Annotated in this window: 17 protein-coding genes; 12 read left to right on the top strand and 5 right to left on the bottom strand. The window is 63.3% G+C overall.

Annotation, left to right across the window (positions count from 1 at the left end; genetic code table 11):
• The first annotated feature begins 143 nt into the window (after positions 1-143).
• Both BUQ73_RS09495 and BUQ73_RS09500 read left to right on the top strand, forming a co-directional pair.
• Positions 144-1,088, top strand: a complete 945-nt coding sequence (locus BUQ73_RS09495) for a LysR family transcriptional regulator (protein WP_027920423.1) — start codon at positions 144-146, stop codon at positions 1,086-1,088.
• Positions 1,089-1,289: 201 nt separating this feature from the next.
• Positions 1,290-2,702 carry a DOPA decarboxylase gene (locus BUQ73_RS09500; protein ID WP_079227606.1) on the top strand — a complete coding sequence of 471 codons (1,413 nt, stop codon included), beginning with the start codon at positions 1,290-1,292 and terminating at the stop codon, positions 2,700-2,702.
• Between the two features lie 149 nt (positions 2,703-2,851).
• Here the strand turns inward: BUQ73_RS09500 and BUQ73_RS09505 are convergent, their stop codons facing one another.
• Positions 2,852-4,225: an MFS transporter gene (locus BUQ73_RS09505; RefSeq protein ID WP_079227607.1), complete on the bottom strand. Its 1,374-nt coding sequence runs from the start codon at positions 4,223-4,225 to the stop codon at positions 2,852-2,854.
• 477 nt (positions 4,226-4,702) lie between these two features.
• Between BUQ73_RS09505 and quiC the strand changes: the two genes are divergently transcribed.
• The 4 genes from quiC (at position 4,703) to BUQ73_RS09525 (ending at position 7,987) form a co-directional block, all read left to right on the top strand.
• Positions 4,703-6,610 carry a 3-dehydroshikimate dehydratase QuiC gene (gene quiC / locus BUQ73_RS09510; protein ID WP_079227608.1) on the top strand — a complete coding sequence of 636 codons (1,908 nt, stop codon included), beginning with the start codon at positions 4,703-4,705 and terminating at the stop codon, positions 6,608-6,610.
• A 195-nt stretch (positions 6,611-6,805) separates the two neighbouring features.
• Positions 6,806-7,294 carry a chalcone isomerase family protein gene (locus BUQ73_RS09515; protein ID WP_079230517.1) on the top strand — a complete coding sequence of 163 codons (489 nt, stop codon included), beginning with the start codon at positions 6,806-6,808 and terminating at the stop codon, positions 7,292-7,294.
• A 12-nt stretch (positions 7,295-7,306) separates the two neighbouring features.
• A complete protein-coding gene (locus BUQ73_RS09520; RefSeq protein WP_079227609.1) occupies positions 7,307-7,840 on the top strand; it encodes a DUF3833 domain-containing protein in 534 nt (177 codons plus the stop codon).
• A gap of 9 nt (positions 7,841-7,849) precedes the next feature.
• Positions 7,850-7,987 carry a DUF2256 domain-containing protein gene (locus BUQ73_RS09525; protein ID WP_079230518.1) on the top strand — a complete coding sequence of 46 codons (138 nt, stop codon included), beginning with the start codon at positions 7,850-7,852 and terminating at the stop codon, positions 7,985-7,987.
• A gap of 24 nt (positions 7,988-8,011) precedes the next feature.
• Here the strand turns inward: BUQ73_RS09525 and BUQ73_RS09530 are convergent, their stop codons facing one another.
• On the bottom strand, positions 8,012-8,260 hold the full coding sequence (locus tag BUQ73_RS09530) for a CsbD family protein (protein WP_079227610.1): 249 nt from the start codon (positions 8,258-8,260) through the stop codon (positions 8,012-8,014).
• Between the two features lie 190 nt (positions 8,261-8,450).
• On the opposite strand from BUQ73_RS09530, the gene BUQ73_RS09535 reads away from it, so the two are divergent.
• Both BUQ73_RS09535 and BUQ73_RS09540 read left to right on the top strand, forming a co-directional pair.
• Positions 8,451-9,131 (top strand): dihydrofolate reductase family protein, encoded by a 681-nt coding sequence (locus tag BUQ73_RS09535; RefSeq protein ID WP_079227611.1) that lies wholly within the window; start codon positions 8,451-8,453, stop codon positions 9,129-9,131.
• Between the two features lie 37 nt (positions 9,132-9,168).
• Entirely contained in the window at positions 9,169-9,840 is a 672-nt protein-coding gene (locus tag BUQ73_RS09540; protein ID WP_027920415.1) for a TetR/AcrR family transcriptional regulator, read from the top strand.
• A 6-nt stretch (positions 9,841-9,846) separates the two neighbouring features.
• On the opposite strand, the gene BUQ73_RS09545 is transcribed toward BUQ73_RS09540, so the two are convergent.
• A complete protein-coding gene (locus BUQ73_RS09545) occupies positions 9,847-10,854 on the bottom strand; it encodes a GlxA family transcriptional regulator (protein ID WP_079227612.1) in 1,008 nt (335 codons plus the stop codon).
• Positions 10,855-11,178: 324 nt separating this feature from the next.
• Complete coding sequence (locus tag BUQ73_RS09550; protein WP_079227613.1) at positions 11,179-12,078, bottom strand: LysR substrate-binding domain-containing protein; 900 nt, start codon at positions 12,076-12,078, stop codon at positions 11,179-11,181.
• Between the two features lie 176 nt (positions 12,079-12,254).
• Here BUQ73_RS09550 and BUQ73_RS09555 point away from each other — a divergent pair, with 176 nt between their 5' ends.
• Both BUQ73_RS09555 and BUQ73_RS09560 read left to right on the top strand, forming a co-directional pair.
• The gene (locus tag BUQ73_RS09555; RefSeq protein ID WP_237772761.1) at positions 12,255-13,520 is read left to right on the top strand and encodes a serine hydrolase domain-containing protein; all 1,266 of its coding nucleotides are present in this window, start codon (positions 12,255-12,257) and stop codon (positions 13,518-13,520) included.
• Between the two features lie 66 nt (positions 13,521-13,586).
• Positions 13,587-13,799 (top strand): PLDc N-terminal domain-containing protein, encoded by a 213-nt coding sequence (locus BUQ73_RS09560; protein ID WP_079227615.1) that lies wholly within the window; start codon positions 13,587-13,589, stop codon positions 13,797-13,799.
• Between the two features lie 41 nt (positions 13,800-13,840).
• Here the strand turns inward: BUQ73_RS09560 and BUQ73_RS09565 are convergent, their stop codons facing one another.
• Positions 13,841-14,167, bottom strand: coding sequence for a hypothetical protein (locus BUQ73_RS09565; protein WP_079227616.1), 327 nt, complete (start codon positions 14,165-14,167; stop codon positions 13,841-13,843).
• A 202-nt stretch (positions 14,168-14,369) separates the two neighbouring features.
• Here BUQ73_RS09565 and BUQ73_RS09570 point away from each other — a divergent pair, with 202 nt between their 5' ends.
• Together BUQ73_RS09570 and BUQ73_RS09575 are read left to right on the top strand one after the other, a co-directional pair.
• A complete protein-coding gene (locus BUQ73_RS09570) occupies positions 14,370-14,777 on the top strand; it encodes a RidA family protein (protein ID WP_079227617.1) in 408 nt (135 codons plus the stop codon).
• Positions 14,778-15,022: 245 nt separating this feature from the next.
• A complete protein-coding gene (locus BUQ73_RS09575; protein WP_079226748.1) occupies positions 15,023-15,958 on the top strand; it encodes an IS110 family transposase in 936 nt (311 codons plus the stop codon).
• Positions 15,959-16,015: the final 57 nt, after the last annotated feature.

Consider the following 16,015-nt stretch of genomic DNA (forward strand, 5'->3'; position numbering starts at 1 on the left):
GGGGCCGCTTTGCGGCCCTTTCGCGACACAAGGCCGCTCCTACAGGTACAGCGCCGCTGTCAAATGTGGCGCTGTCCTGTAGGAGCGGCCTTGTGTCGCGAAACGAGGGCGAAGCCCTCGCCAGCATCCGGAGCCGAACACCGATGAACCCCACCTTCGCCTCCCTCAGCCTCGCCCACCTGCGCACCCTCGACTGCCTCCTGCAGCTCAAGAACCTCAGCCACGCCGCCGACCGCCTGGGCGTCAGCCAATCGGCCCTGAGCCGCCAGCTGGCCCATCTGCGTGAAGCCTTCGACGACCCGCTGCTGGTACGCCAGGGCCGCGGCTATGTGCTCAGCGAACACGCCGAGGCCCTGGTCGAGCCCTTGCGCCAGGTGCTCGAAGAGCTCCAGGCCCTGCGCCAACCCGCCACCTTCGACCCGGCCCGCTGCGAGCGGCGCTTCTGCCTGGCCGCCTCCGACTACGTGGCCGAGCACATGCTGCCGCTGCTGGTGGCCGCGCTGGAACAGGAAGCCCCGGGGGTGTCCATCGACTACCGCACCTGGCAGGCCGGGCAGTACGCCTTGCTGGCCAGTGGCGAGATCGACCTTGCCACTACCTTGTTCGACGAATCGCCGCCCAACCTGCATGGTCGCCTGCTCGGTGAAGACCGAGCGGTGTGCCTGATGCGCCGGGATCATCCATTGACCGCTCTGCAGGTGCTTGGGCAGGACGACTACCTGGCCTATAAGCACGTGCGCATTTCCGGCGGTGGTGACAAGGACAGCTTCATCGATCGCCACCTGCGCGCCCAGGGTTTGCAGCGGCGGATCAGCCTGGAGGTGCCGTTCTTCTCGGCCACCGTGCAGGTGCTCGGCAACAGCCAGGCGCTGGCTACCGTGCCCGAGCACATCGCCCGGCAGCTGTGCCGCCTGCATGGGCTGGCGTGGCGGCCGCTGGGGTTTGTCGAGCATACCCAGCGCTATTGGGTGGTTTGGCATCAGCGCTTGCAGGCTTCGGCCGAGCACCGCTGGTTGCGTAACCGGGTGTTCGAGCTGTGGCGCCAGTCGCAGTTCGGTGTGCAGGGCGCCGTTGCGCAATTGCCATAGCAGGTATGCGCAAAGCGGGGTTATTCGCCTGGGCGCAGGCGCCTAGACTGGGGGCATTGTGTGGTCTGCGCCGGCCTCTTCGCGGGTAAACCCGCTCTCACAGGTGTTCCACTGCTCTCAAGACCTGTGGTGATCCTGTGGGAGCGGGTTTACCCGCGAAAAGGCCGGCGCAGACAGAAGATAAGCCACAGGAGAGCGCGCGTGACCCCAGAACAATTCCGCCAGTACGGCCACCAGCTGATCGACCTGATCGCCGACTACCGCCAATCCGTCGGTGAGCGCCCGGTCATGGCCCAGGTCGAGCCGGGCTACCTCAAGGCCCAGTTGCCACAAGGCGCCCCACAGCAGGGCGAGCCGTTCGAAGCCATCCTCAAAGACGTCAATCAACTGGTCATGCCTGGCCTGTCGCACTGGCAGCACCCGGATTTCTACGGCTACTTCCCGTCCAACGGCACCCTGTCGTCGGTGCTTGGCGACTTCCTCAGCACCGGCCTCGGTGTGCTGGGCCTGTCGTGGCAATCCAGCCCGGCGCTAAGCGAGCTGGAGGAAACCACCCTTGACTGGCTGCGCCAACTGCTTGGCCTGTCGGCCCAGTGGAGCGGGGTGATCCAGGACACCGCCTCCACCAGCACCCTGGTGGCGCTGATCAGCGCCCGTGAGCGTGCCACCGACTATGCGCTGGTGCGCGGCGGCCTGCAGGCCGAGGCCAAGCCGCTGATCGTCTATGTCAGTGCCCATGCCCACAGCTCGGTGGACAAGGCCGCGCTGCTGGCCGGTTTCGGTCGCGCCAACATCCGCCTGATCGCCACCGACGAGCAGTTCGCCATGCGCCCGGAGGCGCTGCGGGCTGCCATCGAGCAGGACCTGGCCGCTGGTAATCAGCCTTGTGCCGTAGTCGCCACCACAGGCACCACGACCACCACCGCCCTCGACCCGCTGCGCCCGATCGGCGAAATCGCCCAGGCCAACGGGCTGTGGCTGCATGTCGATTCGGCCATGGCCGGCTCGGCGATGATCCTGCCGGAGTGCCGCTGGATGTGGGATGGCATCGAGCTGGCCGACTCCGTGGTGGTCAATGCGCACAAGTGGTTGGGTGTGGCGTTCGATTGTTCGATCTACTATGTGCGCGATCCACAGCACCTGATCCGGGTGATGAGCACCAACCCGAGTTACCTGCAATCGGCGGTGGATGGCGAGGTGAAGAACCTGCGGGATTGGGGGATTCCACTGGGACGGCGGTTCCGTGCGTTGAAGCTGTGGTTCATGTTGCGCAGCGAAGGGGTCGAGGCATTGCAGCAGCGCTTGCGGCGGGACCTGGAGAATGCGCGCTGGCTGGCGCAACAGGTGGAAGCGGCGGCGGAGTGGGAAGTGCTGGCGCCGGTGCAGTTGCAGACCTTGTGCATTCGCCATCGGCCGGCGGGGTTGGAAGGGGAGGCGCTGGATGCGCACACCAAGGCTTGGGCTGAGCGGTTGAATGCGTCCGGGGTGGCGTATGTGACGCCGGCGACGCTGGAAGGGCGGTGGATGGTGCGGGTTTCGGTGGGGGCCTTGCCGACCGAGCGCGAGCATGTGGAAAAGCTTTGGCGGAACCTGCAGGAAGTGGTTAAAGGCTGACATCGCTGGGGCCGCTTTGCGGCCCTATCCGACCGGTCCGGCGCCCCGGCAAGGCCGCTCCTACAGGAGTGCGCGATTCGCTTGTAGGAGCGGCCTTGCCGGGGCGCCGAACCGGTCGGATAGGGCTGCAAGGCAGCCCCGGCAATCTGTCAGTTGCTCACTGCCTGAAGGCTACCTTTGCGACTGGCCTCGAAGGCATCTTTGTCCATCGGCTTGGCCTCTGGATTGCCCAGGTCTTCCATCGCCATGCGGTGGGTCTCCGGCGCAATGTAGGCCGCCAGTGCGCACACGCAGGTGATGAAGAACGCCAGGCCACCGATCACCAGCGGAATGTTGTCCGAGCCCGGTGGCGCCACCAGGGCGAACAGCGCCGGCAGCATGGCAGTCAGCATGGTGCCGATGTTCTGTGCGATGGCCATGGCCGACACGCGGTAGCGCGTATGGAACAGCTCTGGGTAGAAGCTCGGGAACACCGCGTTGTAGCCCTGGTAGACCATGCCCCACATCACGATCGAGGCGGCGAAGGCCAGCGGCACGTTCTGGATGCTGATCGCATACAGATAGACGAACGCCAGCAGGCCAGAGCCCAGGCAGCCAGCGATCATGGTCGGGCGGCGGCCGATCTTGTCGGACAGGTTGCCCACGAACGGAATCACCAGCACCGCGACGATGTTGCCCACCACCGGAATCCACAGGTACACGCTCTTGTCGAAGCCGATGCCATAGGCCGGCTGCACCGCGTAGGCCGCGCCGAAGATGGTGGCGACCACCGGGATCACGTTCATCAGGGCCATGAACATCACCAGCACCATGTGCTTCCAGCTGTGGCGGAACGCTTCGCTGATCGGCGACTTGGCAACCTTGTCCTGTTTCTCTTCCTTCACGAACGCCGGGGTTTCGTGCACTTCCTTACGGATGATGAAGCCTGCGACCAGCACGAAGGCGCTCATCAGGAACGGAATGCGCCAGCCCCAGTCGTTGAAGGCTTCGCTGGGCATGAAGTAGGCCAGAGGCAGGAACACCGCCGCCGCCAGCACCTGGCCGGCCTGCACACCCTGCAGGGTGAAGCTGGCGTAGTAACCTCGCCGGCCGAACGGGGCATGTTCCATGATCATCGAACTGGCCCCGGAGATTTCGCCGGCCACGGCAAAGCCCTGGACCAGGCGCAGCACCACCAGCAAGGCCGGGGCCAGCAGGCCGATGTCGTGGTAGGTCGGCAGCAGGCCGACGGCCATGGTCGACAGGCCCATCAGGAACATGCACAGCAGCAGCACGTTCTTGCGTCCGCGGGTGTCACCCCAGTGGCCAAGCACAAAGGCCCCGACCGGGCGCGCCAGGTAGCCCACACCATAGGTGGCCAGCGAGGCGATGATGGCCATTTTCGGGTCGGTGTTGGGGAAGAAGATCTGCGGGAAGATCAGCGCCGCAGCCTGGGCATAGATGAAGAAATCGTAGTATTCGAGTGCCGAGCCAATCCATCCGCTGGCGGTCGCTTTCTTGGCTTGAGAGCTTGAGTGGGCCATCGTTGTCTCCGTTGTTCTTGTAGGTCGCCGCACGGCTGGCGTCGCCAAGGGCGGCCAGAGGGGTGCGATCGCTTGTCGGGAGTAGGGCGTGCGTTATAGCGCGGGCGATCGCAGGCGGTGTCTGCAAAGGGAGGACGAACGAGCAGGTGCGGATCGCAAGGCGATGGAGGTGTGCATAGGTCGGTACCCGGTTTATTGAACTTATTATGTTGTGACGTTGGGCTTGTCTGCGCAGGTTGTGCCGAACGACCGTCAGGGCAGAAGAGGGCGGTCGGTGTGCCTGCGTCTGGGTTCATGGTTGCTTAGGGTTGGCAGTGAATCAATTCGCCAAAATCGGTTTTGTGCGGTAATCGAACGCAAAACTAACCATTCCGTACAAACAGATTGCCGGGCCGACTGTACCTGCGAATAATCAACAGTGCCAGGAACCCCGAGGGGTTTCGGCCCGTCGTCCGTCCAATAACAAGGAACTCCCCCATGCAGCGTTCGATAGCCACCGTGTCCTTGAGCGGCACCCTGCCGGAAAAGCTCGAAGCCATCGCCGCCGCCGGTTTCGACGGCGTCGAGATCTTCGAGAACGACCTGTTGTACTACGCCGGCAGCCCGCGTGAAGTGCGGCAGATGTGCGCCGACCTCGGCATTGCCATCACCTTGTTCCAGCCGTTTCGTGATTTCGAAGGTTGCCGCCGCGACCGCCTGCAGAAGAACATCGACCGTGCCGAACGCAAGTTCGACCTGATGCAAGAGCTGGGCACCGACCTGGTGCTGGTGTGCAGCAACGTCCAGGCCGATGCCCTGGGTGATGAACAGATCCTGGTGGATGACCTGCGCCTGCTTGGCGAGCACGCCGGCAAACGCGGCCTGCGCATCGGCTACGAAGCCCTGGCCTGGGGGCGTCACGTCAATACTTACCAGCAAGTGTGGAATCTGGTGCGCCAGGCCGACCACCCGGCGCTGGGGGTGATCCTCGACAGCTTCCACACCCTGTCGCTCAAAGGCGACCCGGCGGCGATCCGCGACATCCCTGGCGACAAGATCTTCTTCGTGCAGATGGCCGACGCGCCAATCCTGAACATGGATGTGCTGGAGTGGAGCCGCCACTTCCGCAACTTCCCGGGCCAGGGCGAAATGGACCTGGCCGGCTTCCTTGCGCCTATCCTCGCCACTGGCTACCGCGGCCCACTTTCGCTGGAAATCTTCAATGACGGCTTCCGCGCCGCGCCGCCACGGCAGAACGCCGCCGACGGCCTGCGCTCGTTGCTGTACCTCGAAGAGCAGACCCGCCTGCGCCTGGAGCAGGAAGGCACTGCCATCGAACCGGGCGTGCTGTTCACCCCGCCGGCTGCCAGTGGCTATGACGGCGTGGAATTCCTCGAATTCGCCGTCGACGAGGCCGTCGGCGCGCGCCTGGGCAGCTGGCTCAAGCGCCTGGGCTTTGCCGAAGCCGGCAAGCACCGCAGCAAGGACGTGCGCCTGCTGCGCCAGAACGACATCAACATCGTGCTCAATGCCGAGCCGTACTCGTTCGGCCACAACTTCTTCGAGGCCCACGGGCCTTCGCTTTGCGCCACCGCCCTGCGGGTGAAGGATGAGCATGCTGCGCTGCAGCGTGCCACCGACTTCCGTGGCCAGCCATTCCGTGGCCTGGTCGGCCCCAACGAATGCGAAGTGCCGGCCGTGCGTGCGCCGGACGGCAGCCTGATCTACCTGGTGGAGCAGGGCAAGGAGGGGCCGTCGCTGTACGACACCGACTTCCGCCTGGACCCGGCCGCCAGTGCCAGCGGCGGTCTGCAGCGCATCGACCACATGGCCCTGGCGCTGCCGGCTGAGTCGCTGGACAGCTGGGTACTGTTCTACAAGAGCCTGTTCGACTTTGCCGCCGACGACGAGGTGGTGCTGCCCGACCCGTACGGCCTGGTCAAGAGCCGCGCCTTGCGCAGCCAGTGCGGCAGCCTGCGCCTGCCGCTGAACATCTCGGAGAACCGCAACACCGCCATTGCCCATGCGCTGTCCAGCTATCGCGGTTCGGGTGTGCACCACATCGCCTTCGATTGTGCAGACATCTTCAGCGAAGTGGCGCGGGCGAAGGAGTCCGGCGTGCCTTTGCTGGAGATCCCGCTGAACTACTACGACGACCTCGCAGCACGCTTCGATTTCAACGACGAGTTCCTCAGCGAGCTGGCGTACTACAACGTGCTGTACGACCGTGACGCCCAAGGTGGCGAGCTGTTCCACGTGTATACCGAGCCGTTCGAAGAGCGCTTCTTCTTCGAGATCATTCAGCGCAAGGGTGGCTATGCCGGGTATGGCGCGGCGAACGTCGCGGTGCGCCTGGCGGCGATGGCCAAGCGGCGTAGCGGGGCGGTGCGCAAGCCGGTCTTGTGATCATCGGTTGAGAGCTTGCCTGTTCCCCATCCTGTGGGAGCGGGCAAGCCCGCTCCCACAGGGACAGTGCAGGCTTCAGAAAAAACCTCAAAAAGCTATACATAAAACTATTCTTGTATAGAAATCCCTCCCGGTGCACCGTCCGTGGTACTCAAACCTTCGGCCATCAGCGCACTCACCCTGGTCACTCTGATGATGCTGACCCAGTCCGCATCCGCTGACTGGCAGTCCTCTCTGCCCAGCGCCCAACTCTCGGGCAGCGGCGATTTCACCTGGTTCGGCCTTCGTCTCTACACCGCCCGCCTGTGGCGCGCGGGTGCTGCCTGGACCTGGAACGAGCCGTTCGCCCTCGAACTGACCTACCACCGGGCGCTTTCCCGGAACACCTTGGTACAGGCCAGCATCGAAGAAATGCAACGGCTGGCGAAGCCGCCATTGGCCAGCGATACCGTCGAGCGATGGTCGGCCACCCTGACTGAAGCTTTCGTGGATGTGCGCCCTGGCACACGCATCACCGGGCTGTATCTTCCTGGCCACGGTTGCCGCTTTTATGTCGATGGCCAGCTCAGCCTGGAAGTGACCGACCCAGCCTTGGCCCGTGCGTTCTTTGCCATCTGGCTGGACCCGCGGTCCCGCGATGCGCAGTTGCGCGAACGTCTGTTGGGGGTTGCCGCAAACGACTGAGGAGGGCGAAGCATGTACAAGGCGTTGTTGATGGTCGCCTGCCTGCTGCTGGGCAGTTGCAAGGTGGGTGTCGAGCATTATGCGCAGGAGCAGCCGCGCCTGGACCTGGTGGCGTTCTTCTCGCAGCCGGTTCAAGCCTGGGGCATTTTCCAGAAGCGCTCGGGCGAAGTGGTCAAGCGCTTTCAGGTGCGCATCGACAGCCGCCGTGAAGGCGAGCGGTTGATCCTCGACGAGCACTTCCTGTACAGCGATGGCACGCGCCAGCAGCGCACCTGGACGCTGACCCCCGACGGCCCGAACCGCTGGCGCGGCACCGCCGGTGACGTGATTGGCGAGGCAAGTGGCGTGGTGGCGGGCAATGCCCTGCAATGGCGCTACCAACTGGACCTGCCGGTCGATGGCCGGCACTGGACCATGGACATGGATGACTGGATGTACCTGATGGACGAGGACACCCTGATCAACCGCACCCGCATGAGCAAGCTGGGCGTTGAGGTCGGGCAGATCAGCTTGTTCTTCCGCCGTATGCCATCAGGCACACAGTGACACATGAAGATGAACAAGCCTGTGCCAAGCAAGATCTGCCCCGTCTGTGGCCTGCCGTTTAGCTGGCGCAAGCGCTGGGCGCGGTGCTGGGACCAGGTGCGCTACTGTTCTGAACGTTGCCGTCGATCAAGCAAGCGCAGTGTCTGAGGGCCCAACGCTTTGCGCTGGCAATCAGCGCCGCAACAGGCGGCTTACAAACAGCGCAAGCCCTGCTGCCACTGCCAGCGACGTCAGCGGTTTCTCCCTTACAAAAGCCGAAACGTTATCCAGTGCATCACCATAGCTTTTGGTGAGCTGGCCCGATGCCTGGCGCGCATCCCCCTCAGCTTCCAGTGCCGGATCATCCAGCCACTTGCCAGCTGCGCTCTGCGCCTTGCCGGCCACTTTCTCTGCTACACCTTCGATCTGTTCACGTTTCATGATTGATCAAACCTTCCTGTGAATGGCATTGGGCTTATCGCACAGGGTTAGGGGGCGCAGACTGTGGCTTAGTTCCATGGCGCAACAGCGTGGTTGGCAATTACACGTCGTCGGGGCTCAAACCCTGGTCATCTATGCTTGTGTGGCATGTATTCAGATGACGTGAACCATTCGAAGCGAGAGGGCAACCATGAGCAAGGTATTCGTCAACATCGGCCTGACCCTTGATGGCTACATGGCCCCGGAAGGCATGGACATCGCGCACTGGGACAGCCCCGAGTACAAGCACTGGGGCGCCAGGTGGGGGGAGCTGATGAGCTGGATCCTCAAGCAGCGGTACTTCCGCGAAAACCTGATGTTCGCCCCGGGCGGCGAAACCGGCCCGGTCAACGACATGCTCCGCCACACCATGGAGCGTACCGGTGCCGCCATCATGGGCAAGCGCATGTTCGACCAGGGTGAGCGCAGTTGGCCGGAAGAAGCACCGTTCCATTGCCCGGTATACGTGCTCACCCACGAAAAGCGCGAACCCTGGGTGCGCCCAGGCGGCACGACGTTCCATTTCTGCAACGATGGGCCAGCGCAAGCCCTCGCCAAGGCGATGGAAGTTGCAGGCGAACGCGACATTCGCATCTCCGGCGGCGCGGACGTGATACAGCAGTACTTGCGCATGGATGCCATCGATGAACTGGAAATTGCCCTGGCCCCGGTGCTGTTTGGCAGTGGCAGGCGCCTGTTCGAGAACCTGCACGAGCCCGTGGCGAAGCTTCGGGTCGACAAGGTATTCCACACCCCGGACGCAACACACCTGCGCTACGTGCGAGCCTTCGACCATCAGCCCGCTTCCCTGCATCCCCCCACTCACGGATAATCCCTACCCAATTCCAATAATCACCCCGTGAGCCCCCATGACCGACCCCGTAGCCCCCCTCAGCCCGCCTGAACCCTCGGCTACGCGCCAACCGCGCAAGAACAACCCCGAGAAAACCCGCGAGGACATCCTCCAGGCCGCCATCAACGAGTTCGTCCAGCAAGGCCTGGCGGGCGCGCGCGTGGATGCCATCGCCGAGCGTACGGCCACCTCCAAGCGCATGATCTACTACTACTTCGGCAGCAAGGAGCAGCTGTACGTCGAGTGCCTGGTCAAGCTCTACGGCGATATCCGCAAGACCGAGCAGAGCCTGGACCTGGAGTCGCTGCCGGCCGAGCAGGCGATTCGCCGGCTGGCCGAGTTCACCTTCGACCACCACGACCGCAACGTCGATTTCGTGCGCATGGTCTGCACCGAGAACATCCACTACGGCGAATACGTCAAGAAGTCCCCGGCCATCCGCGAGATGAGCAGCCTGGTGCTGCAGGCATTGAGCAGCACCCTGGAGCGTGGCGTGAAAGCGGGCGTGTTCCGCCCAGGCATCGAGGTCATCGATCTGCACATGCTGATGAGTTCGTTCTGCTTCTACCGGGTGTCCAACCGCCACACCTTCGGCGACATCTTCCAGATCGACCTGGCCGACGAGCAGGTCAAGCAGCGCCACCGGCAGATGATCTGCGACGTGGTGCTGAGCTACATCCGCGCCTGACCCTGCTTACTCGCCCAGCCGTTGCTCGCGTGACGGCGGGTAGCCGAAATAGGCGGCGTAGCACTTGCTGAAGTGCGACACCGAAACGAAGCCGCAGGCCACTGCCACTTCCATCACCGACAGGTCGGAATACTGCAGCAGGCGGCGGCTCTTGGTGATGCGCAGTTCCATGTAGTAGCGCCGCGGCGAGGTGCCGAGCTGGGCCTGGAACAGGCGGTCGATCTGCCGGCGCGAGCGGCCGCTGTAGGCGGCCAGCTGGTCGAGGCTGAGGGTTTCTTCGAGGTTGTTTTCCATCAGCTCGACAATGGTGCGCAGGTGCAGGCTCATGGACTTTTTCGCCCCAGGGCCGACCTGGCGGTAGCGCGCGCCAGAGAACGACAGGATTTCTTCCACGCCTTCGGCCAGGCCGTCGCCGTACAGGCGGCGCACCAGGCCGAGCATGAGTTCCATGGCGCCATTGGGGCTGGCGGCGCTGAGGCGGTCGCGGTCGAGGGTGAAGCTGGCCGGGGTGATGCGGGTTTGCGGGCTGCGCTCGGACAGGCTGGCGCGCTGTTCGGGGTGGATGCTGCAGCCGTAGTCGTCGAGCACGCCGGCACGGCCGAGGAACCAGGCGCCGTTCCACAGCCCGCCCAGGGCCATGCCGTGGGTCGCGCAGTCGCCCAGCAAACGGTCGAGTTCGGGGTATTTCAGCGGCGTACGCAGGCCGCCGCAGACGATCAGCAGGTCGAGTTCCTTGAGTTCGTTGGCGGACAGCTCGCTGGCGACCAGTTCCAGGCCCAGGTCGCTCAGCACCCGGTCGCCCTTGAGTGACAGCGGAGTGAAGCGGAAGCTGTCGGCGCGCAGCAGGTTGGCGGTGACCAGCACGTCCATGGCCACGGTGAAGCTGGCCATCGAGAAATGCTCGAGCAGGATGAAGTCGACGCGGTAGGGGGCCTCGGGGCTTCCGGCGCTGGCCTTTAGCCGCAGCATGTTGCTGGTGCTGGTCTTCTTGCTGAACTGGCGTGGGGTGGGCACTCTGGACTCCGCTTCCTGGCTGGCCAGCAGAGTGTGGCGGCAGCGTGCGGGAAAGACAATCGCCAGCGGGCACGTGTCGTATTGCAGGTCGTGTTGAGGCAACTGGACTGGGTAGCAGGCGCGGTCACTGTGGGAGCGGCCTTGCGTCGCGAAAGGGCCGCAAAGCAGCCCCAGAACCTCAATATCACGCAGGGATCGCTGGGGCCGCTTTGCGGCCCTTTCGCGACGCAAGGCCGCTCCCACATGGGCCACCTCAAGCCTGGTGCCTTGCTCAGGCCTGGCAGTCGGCGAACACCTTCCCCTGTTCCAGCACGAAAGCCGGCTTCAGCACGCGGCGTTCGGGAAGCCGCCACGCAGGTTCTCCCGCAGCCAGGCCATGAACCACAGCGCATCCTCGCCGGGCGTGGGTGTCGGGCTCAGTACCTGGTAACTTTCCAGCGCCACCCCTTGGGCCACGCAGCGTACCAGGCTACCGTCGGCCAGCTCTTGTGCCACCAGCACTTCGGTGGCCAAGGCAATGCCATGCCCCGCCTTGGCCAGGTTCAGCACAATGTCGTTGCTCACATGGGAGGTGTCGGCCTTGACGCATTGCCGTATGCCCTGGGCGGCGAACCAGCTGCTCCACCAGCTGCCACTGTCGACATGGATCAGTTTGCACCTGGGCAGGTCGGCCACCGCCAGCGCCAAGGGCAGCGTCGCCCTGAAAGCGGGTGAGCAGACGGCAAACACCTCTGGGCGGATCAGTACTTCGTGCACTCCCGACAATTCCCCCGGCAAGCCATAGGCGATGGCCAGGTCCGCCTGGCGGGCATCGACGCTGGTGAAGGTGGCGTTGGGTTCGATGGCGATCTTCAGCTCCGGGCGCAGGGCCTTGAGCGCCTCGATACGCGGAGTCAGCCAGCGCGAGGCGAAGGCGGGCACGCACAGGATCCGCAGCCAGCGCTCGGGTACCCGGCGGCCCACCACCTGGCCGGCATGGGCCAGCATCTTCAAGGCCTCCGAGACGGATTGGTAGTAATAGGCGCCTTCCGGGGTCAGGCTCACGCCCCGCGGCGAGCGGTCGAGCAGGCGCACGCCCAGCCAGTCTTCGAGAATCTTCACATGCCGGCCGATGGCGGGCTGGGTCACATGCAATGCCTGGGCGGCGGCGACGTAGCTGCCCAGGCGCGCAGCGGCCTCAAAGGCGCGCACGGCGTTCAGGGGAGGGAGCCGGTCGAGGGTCATGGGCAAACCTGAGCTTGTTAGTTTTTTTAATAGTGGCTGCAAATTTATTGTGCTTTTCCGGCCCTGGCAACTTGTCCAGACTCGCTGGGCGTACTTCCACACCTTGCGAGGAGCGGCCCATGCCGGCATTTCCAACAATAAGAACATCCCTGACTGCCTTGGCCGTCGTAGCAGCCATGAGTGGCGTGGCCCACGCCGCAGAAGACAAAGGGCCATGCGGCGTGCCAGGGTTGAAAACCTGCCCGCAACCCTTCGACAAGACATTGCCTGCGGCCAAGGACATGCTCAGCTGGGACCAGGCCACCCGGGTGGTCGGCTTCCGCAATACCTACCGCCTGTATGGCGGCGATGTGTTCAGCACCCAGGGCGCCAAGCCGTTCCCGCTGCCCGAAGCGGCCCACAAGCTGGCCGCGGTGCGCTACACCCTGGACGGCAAGCCACAAGGCATCGCTGACTATGAGCGCAACCAGAGCGTCACCGGCCTGCTGATCCTCAAGGACGGCAAGGTCGCCTACGAGCACTATGCCCAGGGCAACACGCCACAGACCCTGTGGACCTCCCGCTCGGTGGCCAAGTCGGTGGTCAGCGTGCTGGTCGGGGTAGCGATCAAGCAGGGCAAGATACATTCGGTAGACGACAAGATCACCCGCTACATCCCCGAGCTCGAAGGCACCGCCTGGCAGGACGTGACCCTGCATCAGTTGCTGCAGCACACCTCGGGCGTGGTCTGGGACGAAAACTACGCCTCGAAGGATTCCGACTTCTCCCACATGACCCAATGCGAAGCGACGCCGGACCCTTACACCTGCGTGTTCAACCTGGTGAAGTCGGTGAAGCGCAAGCCAGGTGTGAAACCGGGCGAAGTGTGGTCGTACAACACCGGCGGCGCCTGGCTGGTCGGCCGGGTCCTGGAAAATGCTACCGGCCAGACACTGGCCAAGAACCTCGAAGCGCAGATCTGGAGCCGCTACGGCATGCAGCAGGACGGCGTCTGGCATGCACTGGTGCCGGGCAAGGTCGACATGGGTGGGCATGGTTTCAACGCCACGCTGCGGGACTGGGGCCGCTTTGGCCAGTTCGTGATGAGTGGCGGCCAGTTGCCAAGCGGCGAAAAACTGTTGCCGGATGACTGGATCGCCCGCTCCACCCACTGGACCCAGGCCAAGGGTTCGGTGACGGCGGCGGCGCCGAACGGGCAGTACGGTTACCAGTGGTGGTACAACGCACCGGCTGCCGATGCCAACCTTGAGCCGAAGAAGACCACGACCAGTGACCAGACCTTCTGGGCGCTGGGCATCTACGGCCAGACCATCGCGATCAACCCGGCCGAGAAACTGGTGATGGTGCAGTGGTCGACCTGGAAGAACGCCGAAACGCCGAGTTCCCTCTATGACGAGCAGGCGGTTTTCGTCAACGCGGTGTCCCAGGCCTTGCACCCATAGCAAATCGGAATGAACCCTCACCGTTGGCTGTAACCCAACCCCTTACATGCCAACGGGAGAGTGCTCATGGAAATCGGAACGATCTGGATCATTGTCGCGGCCTTGGTCATCCTGCTGGAGATCTTCGCCATCTGGCACATCATCGGCAGCGATCGGCGCGCGGAACGCAAGATGCTGTGGATCGTGTTCGTGGTCTATGCACCGTTCCCGGGGTTGCTGTTCTGGGCCTGGCGTGGGCCACGGGCGGTGAAGGGCAGGGCGGTGCTGCAGGAAAAATGACGGCAGCGGTATCAGGCGCGCGGCGCCTGATACCGGTGGCTTCAGTCGGGGCTGATGCCGATCTTGATGGCCGGGTCGAGGCCGCTGACCATCAGGCTGCCGGCGAAGCCGACCGTGTCCTGCACTTCCAGCGCCTTGAATGCGTCACGGATGCGGGCACGGATCGACTTGCCGGCCTCCTTGCGTTTTTCATCAGGGGTACCTGGGGACAGGACCAGCTCACCGTGAAGCGTCGTTTCGACCTTGCCGGAGGTCTTCCAGCCCATTTCTTCACGCAGGTGAGTGCGCGCTGCTGCGGCGTCAGCCTCATGGTCGCTGTTGACCGGGCTGATGGTATAGGCGAGTTGGAACGCGTAGGACTTGCTCATGGCTTTTCCTTCAGTGAAGCGGCGCTGCGCCGCGGCTCTGGCCTCCATGCCGGGAGCTGCAATCTAGCGAACTGCGGGCCGTATTCCTACATACGCGGTGTTGAGCTTCATTAGCGCAACAAAGAAAAATCCTACAGCTGCTTGACCTCTACCTAACTCGAGCCAACAGACTCGGACGCTCATTCACACGAAGGAGCGTTCCATGACCCACGCATTCCAGTTGTTCAATCCTCAAGGCCTGTACGACCCCAGCGCCAATGCCTATTCCCATGTTGCCGAGGTCAGCGCCGGTAGCCGCCTGCTGTTTATCGCGGGGCAGGGTGGGGAGGATGGCAATGGGCAGCTTTCACATGAATTCGCCGAACAGGCCCGCCAGGCACTGGCCAATCTGCAGACTGCGCTGGTTTCGAAAGGGGCAGGCCTGGCACAGGTGTTCAAGCTGACGTTGCTGATTGTCGATCACAGCGAGGCGCGGTTGGCGCAATGGGTGGCCGAGGCGGACAGGGCCTGGGGCGGGCACATGAAGCCGACCTGCACGCTGATACCGGTAGCGCGCCTGGCGCTGGATGGCATGCTGGTGGAGATCGAGGCCGTGGCCGCTGTGGCATAAGCCTGTGACGGCCTATTCGCGGGTAAACCCGCTTGTGTCTTGGCGAGGGAATAGAATCTGAAGTGAGAGCGGTGAATGGCAAGCTGATAGCCCGAGGTGCCTTGAGCACGTGTGGGAGCAAAAGCTGCCATTCACCGTTCCACTTTGGCGAGAGCCCGAACAGTTGGATGAGGGCCGTAATCTCGAATCACAAGCGTGGGCCAAGCCAAAGCGCTCTCACTCCTTGAGTTTAAGAGGGTTTGGCCATGTCTTCCTCTGTCGGCATCGATGTTTCCAGTGCCACACTTGCCGTTCACATCCGCCCTGAGGGTGTGAACTTCAGTGTTTCCAATGACTTGAAAGGATTTCAACTGCTCGTCGAAAAGCTTGGCGGGTATGCAGTTTCAATGGTTTTGCTCGAAGCTACCGGTGGTTACGAGTGCAATGTCCTCAAAGCGCTGCAGGATGCCGACTTTCCGGTTTGCCGGATCAATCCCAGTCGTGCCCGGGACTTTGCCAAGTCGATGGGTAAACGCGCCAAGACCGATCCCATTGACGCCGCTGTTTTGGCTCACCTGGCTGAAGTGATGCCCCCACGGCCTTGCCAGGTGATGACACCTGAGCGAGCTTTGCTGCGCGAACTGCTTATGCAGCGGGATCGCTTCGTCCAACAGCGCGACGATGACAAGCGGCGTCTGAAGCAGGCGCGGGCTATCAGTGTTTGTTTGCGGTTGGAACAACACATTGCCTATCTGAAGGGTGAAATTCGAGCGCTGGAACAGGAGATCGCACAGCAGGCAGCAGCTTTGCCTGATGATCGTGTCAAACAGCTCACGCAAGTCAAAGGAATTGGTCTGATTACTGCCGGAAAGCTGATGGCCTTGCTGCCAGAGCTGGGCCAGGTGGATAAGAAGGAAATTGCCGCCTTGGTCGGTGTTGCGCCATTCAATCAGGACAGCGGCAAGCAGTCGGGCAAGCGTTCAATCTGGGGTGGGCGCTCACAAGTCAGGCGGGCGCTCTATATGGCCTGTTGGGTGGTGATCCGGCATAACAAAGACTTCAGCGAGCGTTACAACGCGCTGCGAGCGCAGGGGAAATGCGCGAAGGTAGCAGTGGTGGCGTGCATGCGGGTATTGATAGTGCGGCTGAACGCGATGCTCAAGACTGGAACGCCCTGGCAGGAACAGGTAGTTCACTCATAGGATCCAGCCTTGCTGGCGATGCCTGACAGAGTCGGGCTCGGGGCGCTACGCGCCCCA

This window comes from Pseudomonas putida (assembly GCF_002025705.1).
GTDB lineage: Bacteria > Pseudomonadota > Gammaproteobacteria > Pseudomonadales > Pseudomonadaceae > Aquipseudomonas > Aquipseudomonas putida_J.

What these genes read in the sequence shown, in the direction of transcription:
- BUQ73_RS09520 (WP_079227609.1), top strand. Translation starts at nt 7,307, where the DNA reads ATGTACAAGGCGTTGTTGATGGTCGCCTGCCTGCTGCTGGGCAGTTGC.
- BUQ73_RS09530 (WP_079227610.1), bottom strand. Translation starts at nt 8,260, where the DNA reads ATGAAACGTGAACAGATCGAAGGTGTAGCAGAGAAAGTGGCCGGCAAG.
- BUQ73_RS09540 (WP_027920415.1), top strand. Translation starts at nt 9,169, where the DNA reads ATGACCGACCCCGTAGCCCCCCTCAGCCCGCCTGAACCCTCGGCTACG.
- BUQ73_RS09495 (WP_027920423.1), top strand. Translation starts at nt 144, where the DNA reads ATGAACCCCACCTTCGCCTCCCTCAGCCTCGCCCACCTGCGCACCCTC.
- BUQ73_RS09515 (WP_079230517.1), top strand. Translation starts at nt 6,806, where the DNA reads ATGCTGACCCAGTCCGCATCCGCTGACTGGCAGTCCTCTCTGCCCAGC.
- BUQ73_RS09565 (WP_079227616.1), bottom strand. Translation starts at nt 14,167, where the DNA reads ATGAGCAAGTCCTACGCGTTCCAACTCGCCTATACCATCAGCCCGGTC.
- BUQ73_RS09555 (WP_237772761.1), top strand. Translation starts at nt 12,255, where the DNA reads ATGAGTGGCGTGGCCCACGCCGCAGAAGACAAAGGGCCATGCGGCGTG.
- BUQ73_RS09570 (WP_079227617.1), top strand. Translation starts at nt 14,370, where the DNA reads ATGACCCACGCATTCCAGTTGTTCAATCCTCAAGGCCTGTACGACCCC.
- quiC (WP_079227608.1), top strand. Translation starts at nt 4,703, where the DNA reads ATGCAGCGTTCGATAGCCACCGTGTCCTTGAGCGGCACCCTGCCGGAA.
- BUQ73_RS09505 (WP_079227607.1), bottom strand. Translation starts at nt 4,225, where the DNA reads ATGGCCCACTCAAGCTCTCAAGCCAAGAAAGCGACCGCCAGCGGATGG.
- BUQ73_RS09525 (WP_079230518.1), top strand. Translation starts at nt 7,850, where the DNA reads ATGAACAAGCCTGTGCCAAGCAAGATCTGCCCCGTCTGTGGCCTGCCG.
- BUQ73_RS09575 (WP_079226748.1), top strand. Translation starts at nt 15,023, where the DNA reads ATGTCTTCCTCTGTCGGCATCGATGTTTCCAGTGCCACACTTGCCGTT.
- BUQ73_RS09560 (WP_079227615.1), top strand. Translation starts at nt 13,587, where the DNA reads ATGGAAATCGGAACGATCTGGATCATTGTCGCGGCCTTGGTCATCCTG.
- BUQ73_RS09550 (WP_079227613.1), bottom strand. Translation starts at nt 12,078, where the DNA reads ATGACCCTCGACCGGCTCCCTCCCCTGAACGCCGTGCGCGCCTTTGAG.
- BUQ73_RS09535 (WP_079227611.1), top strand. Translation starts at nt 8,451, where the DNA reads ATGAGCAAGGTATTCGTCAACATCGGCCTGACCCTTGATGGCTACATG.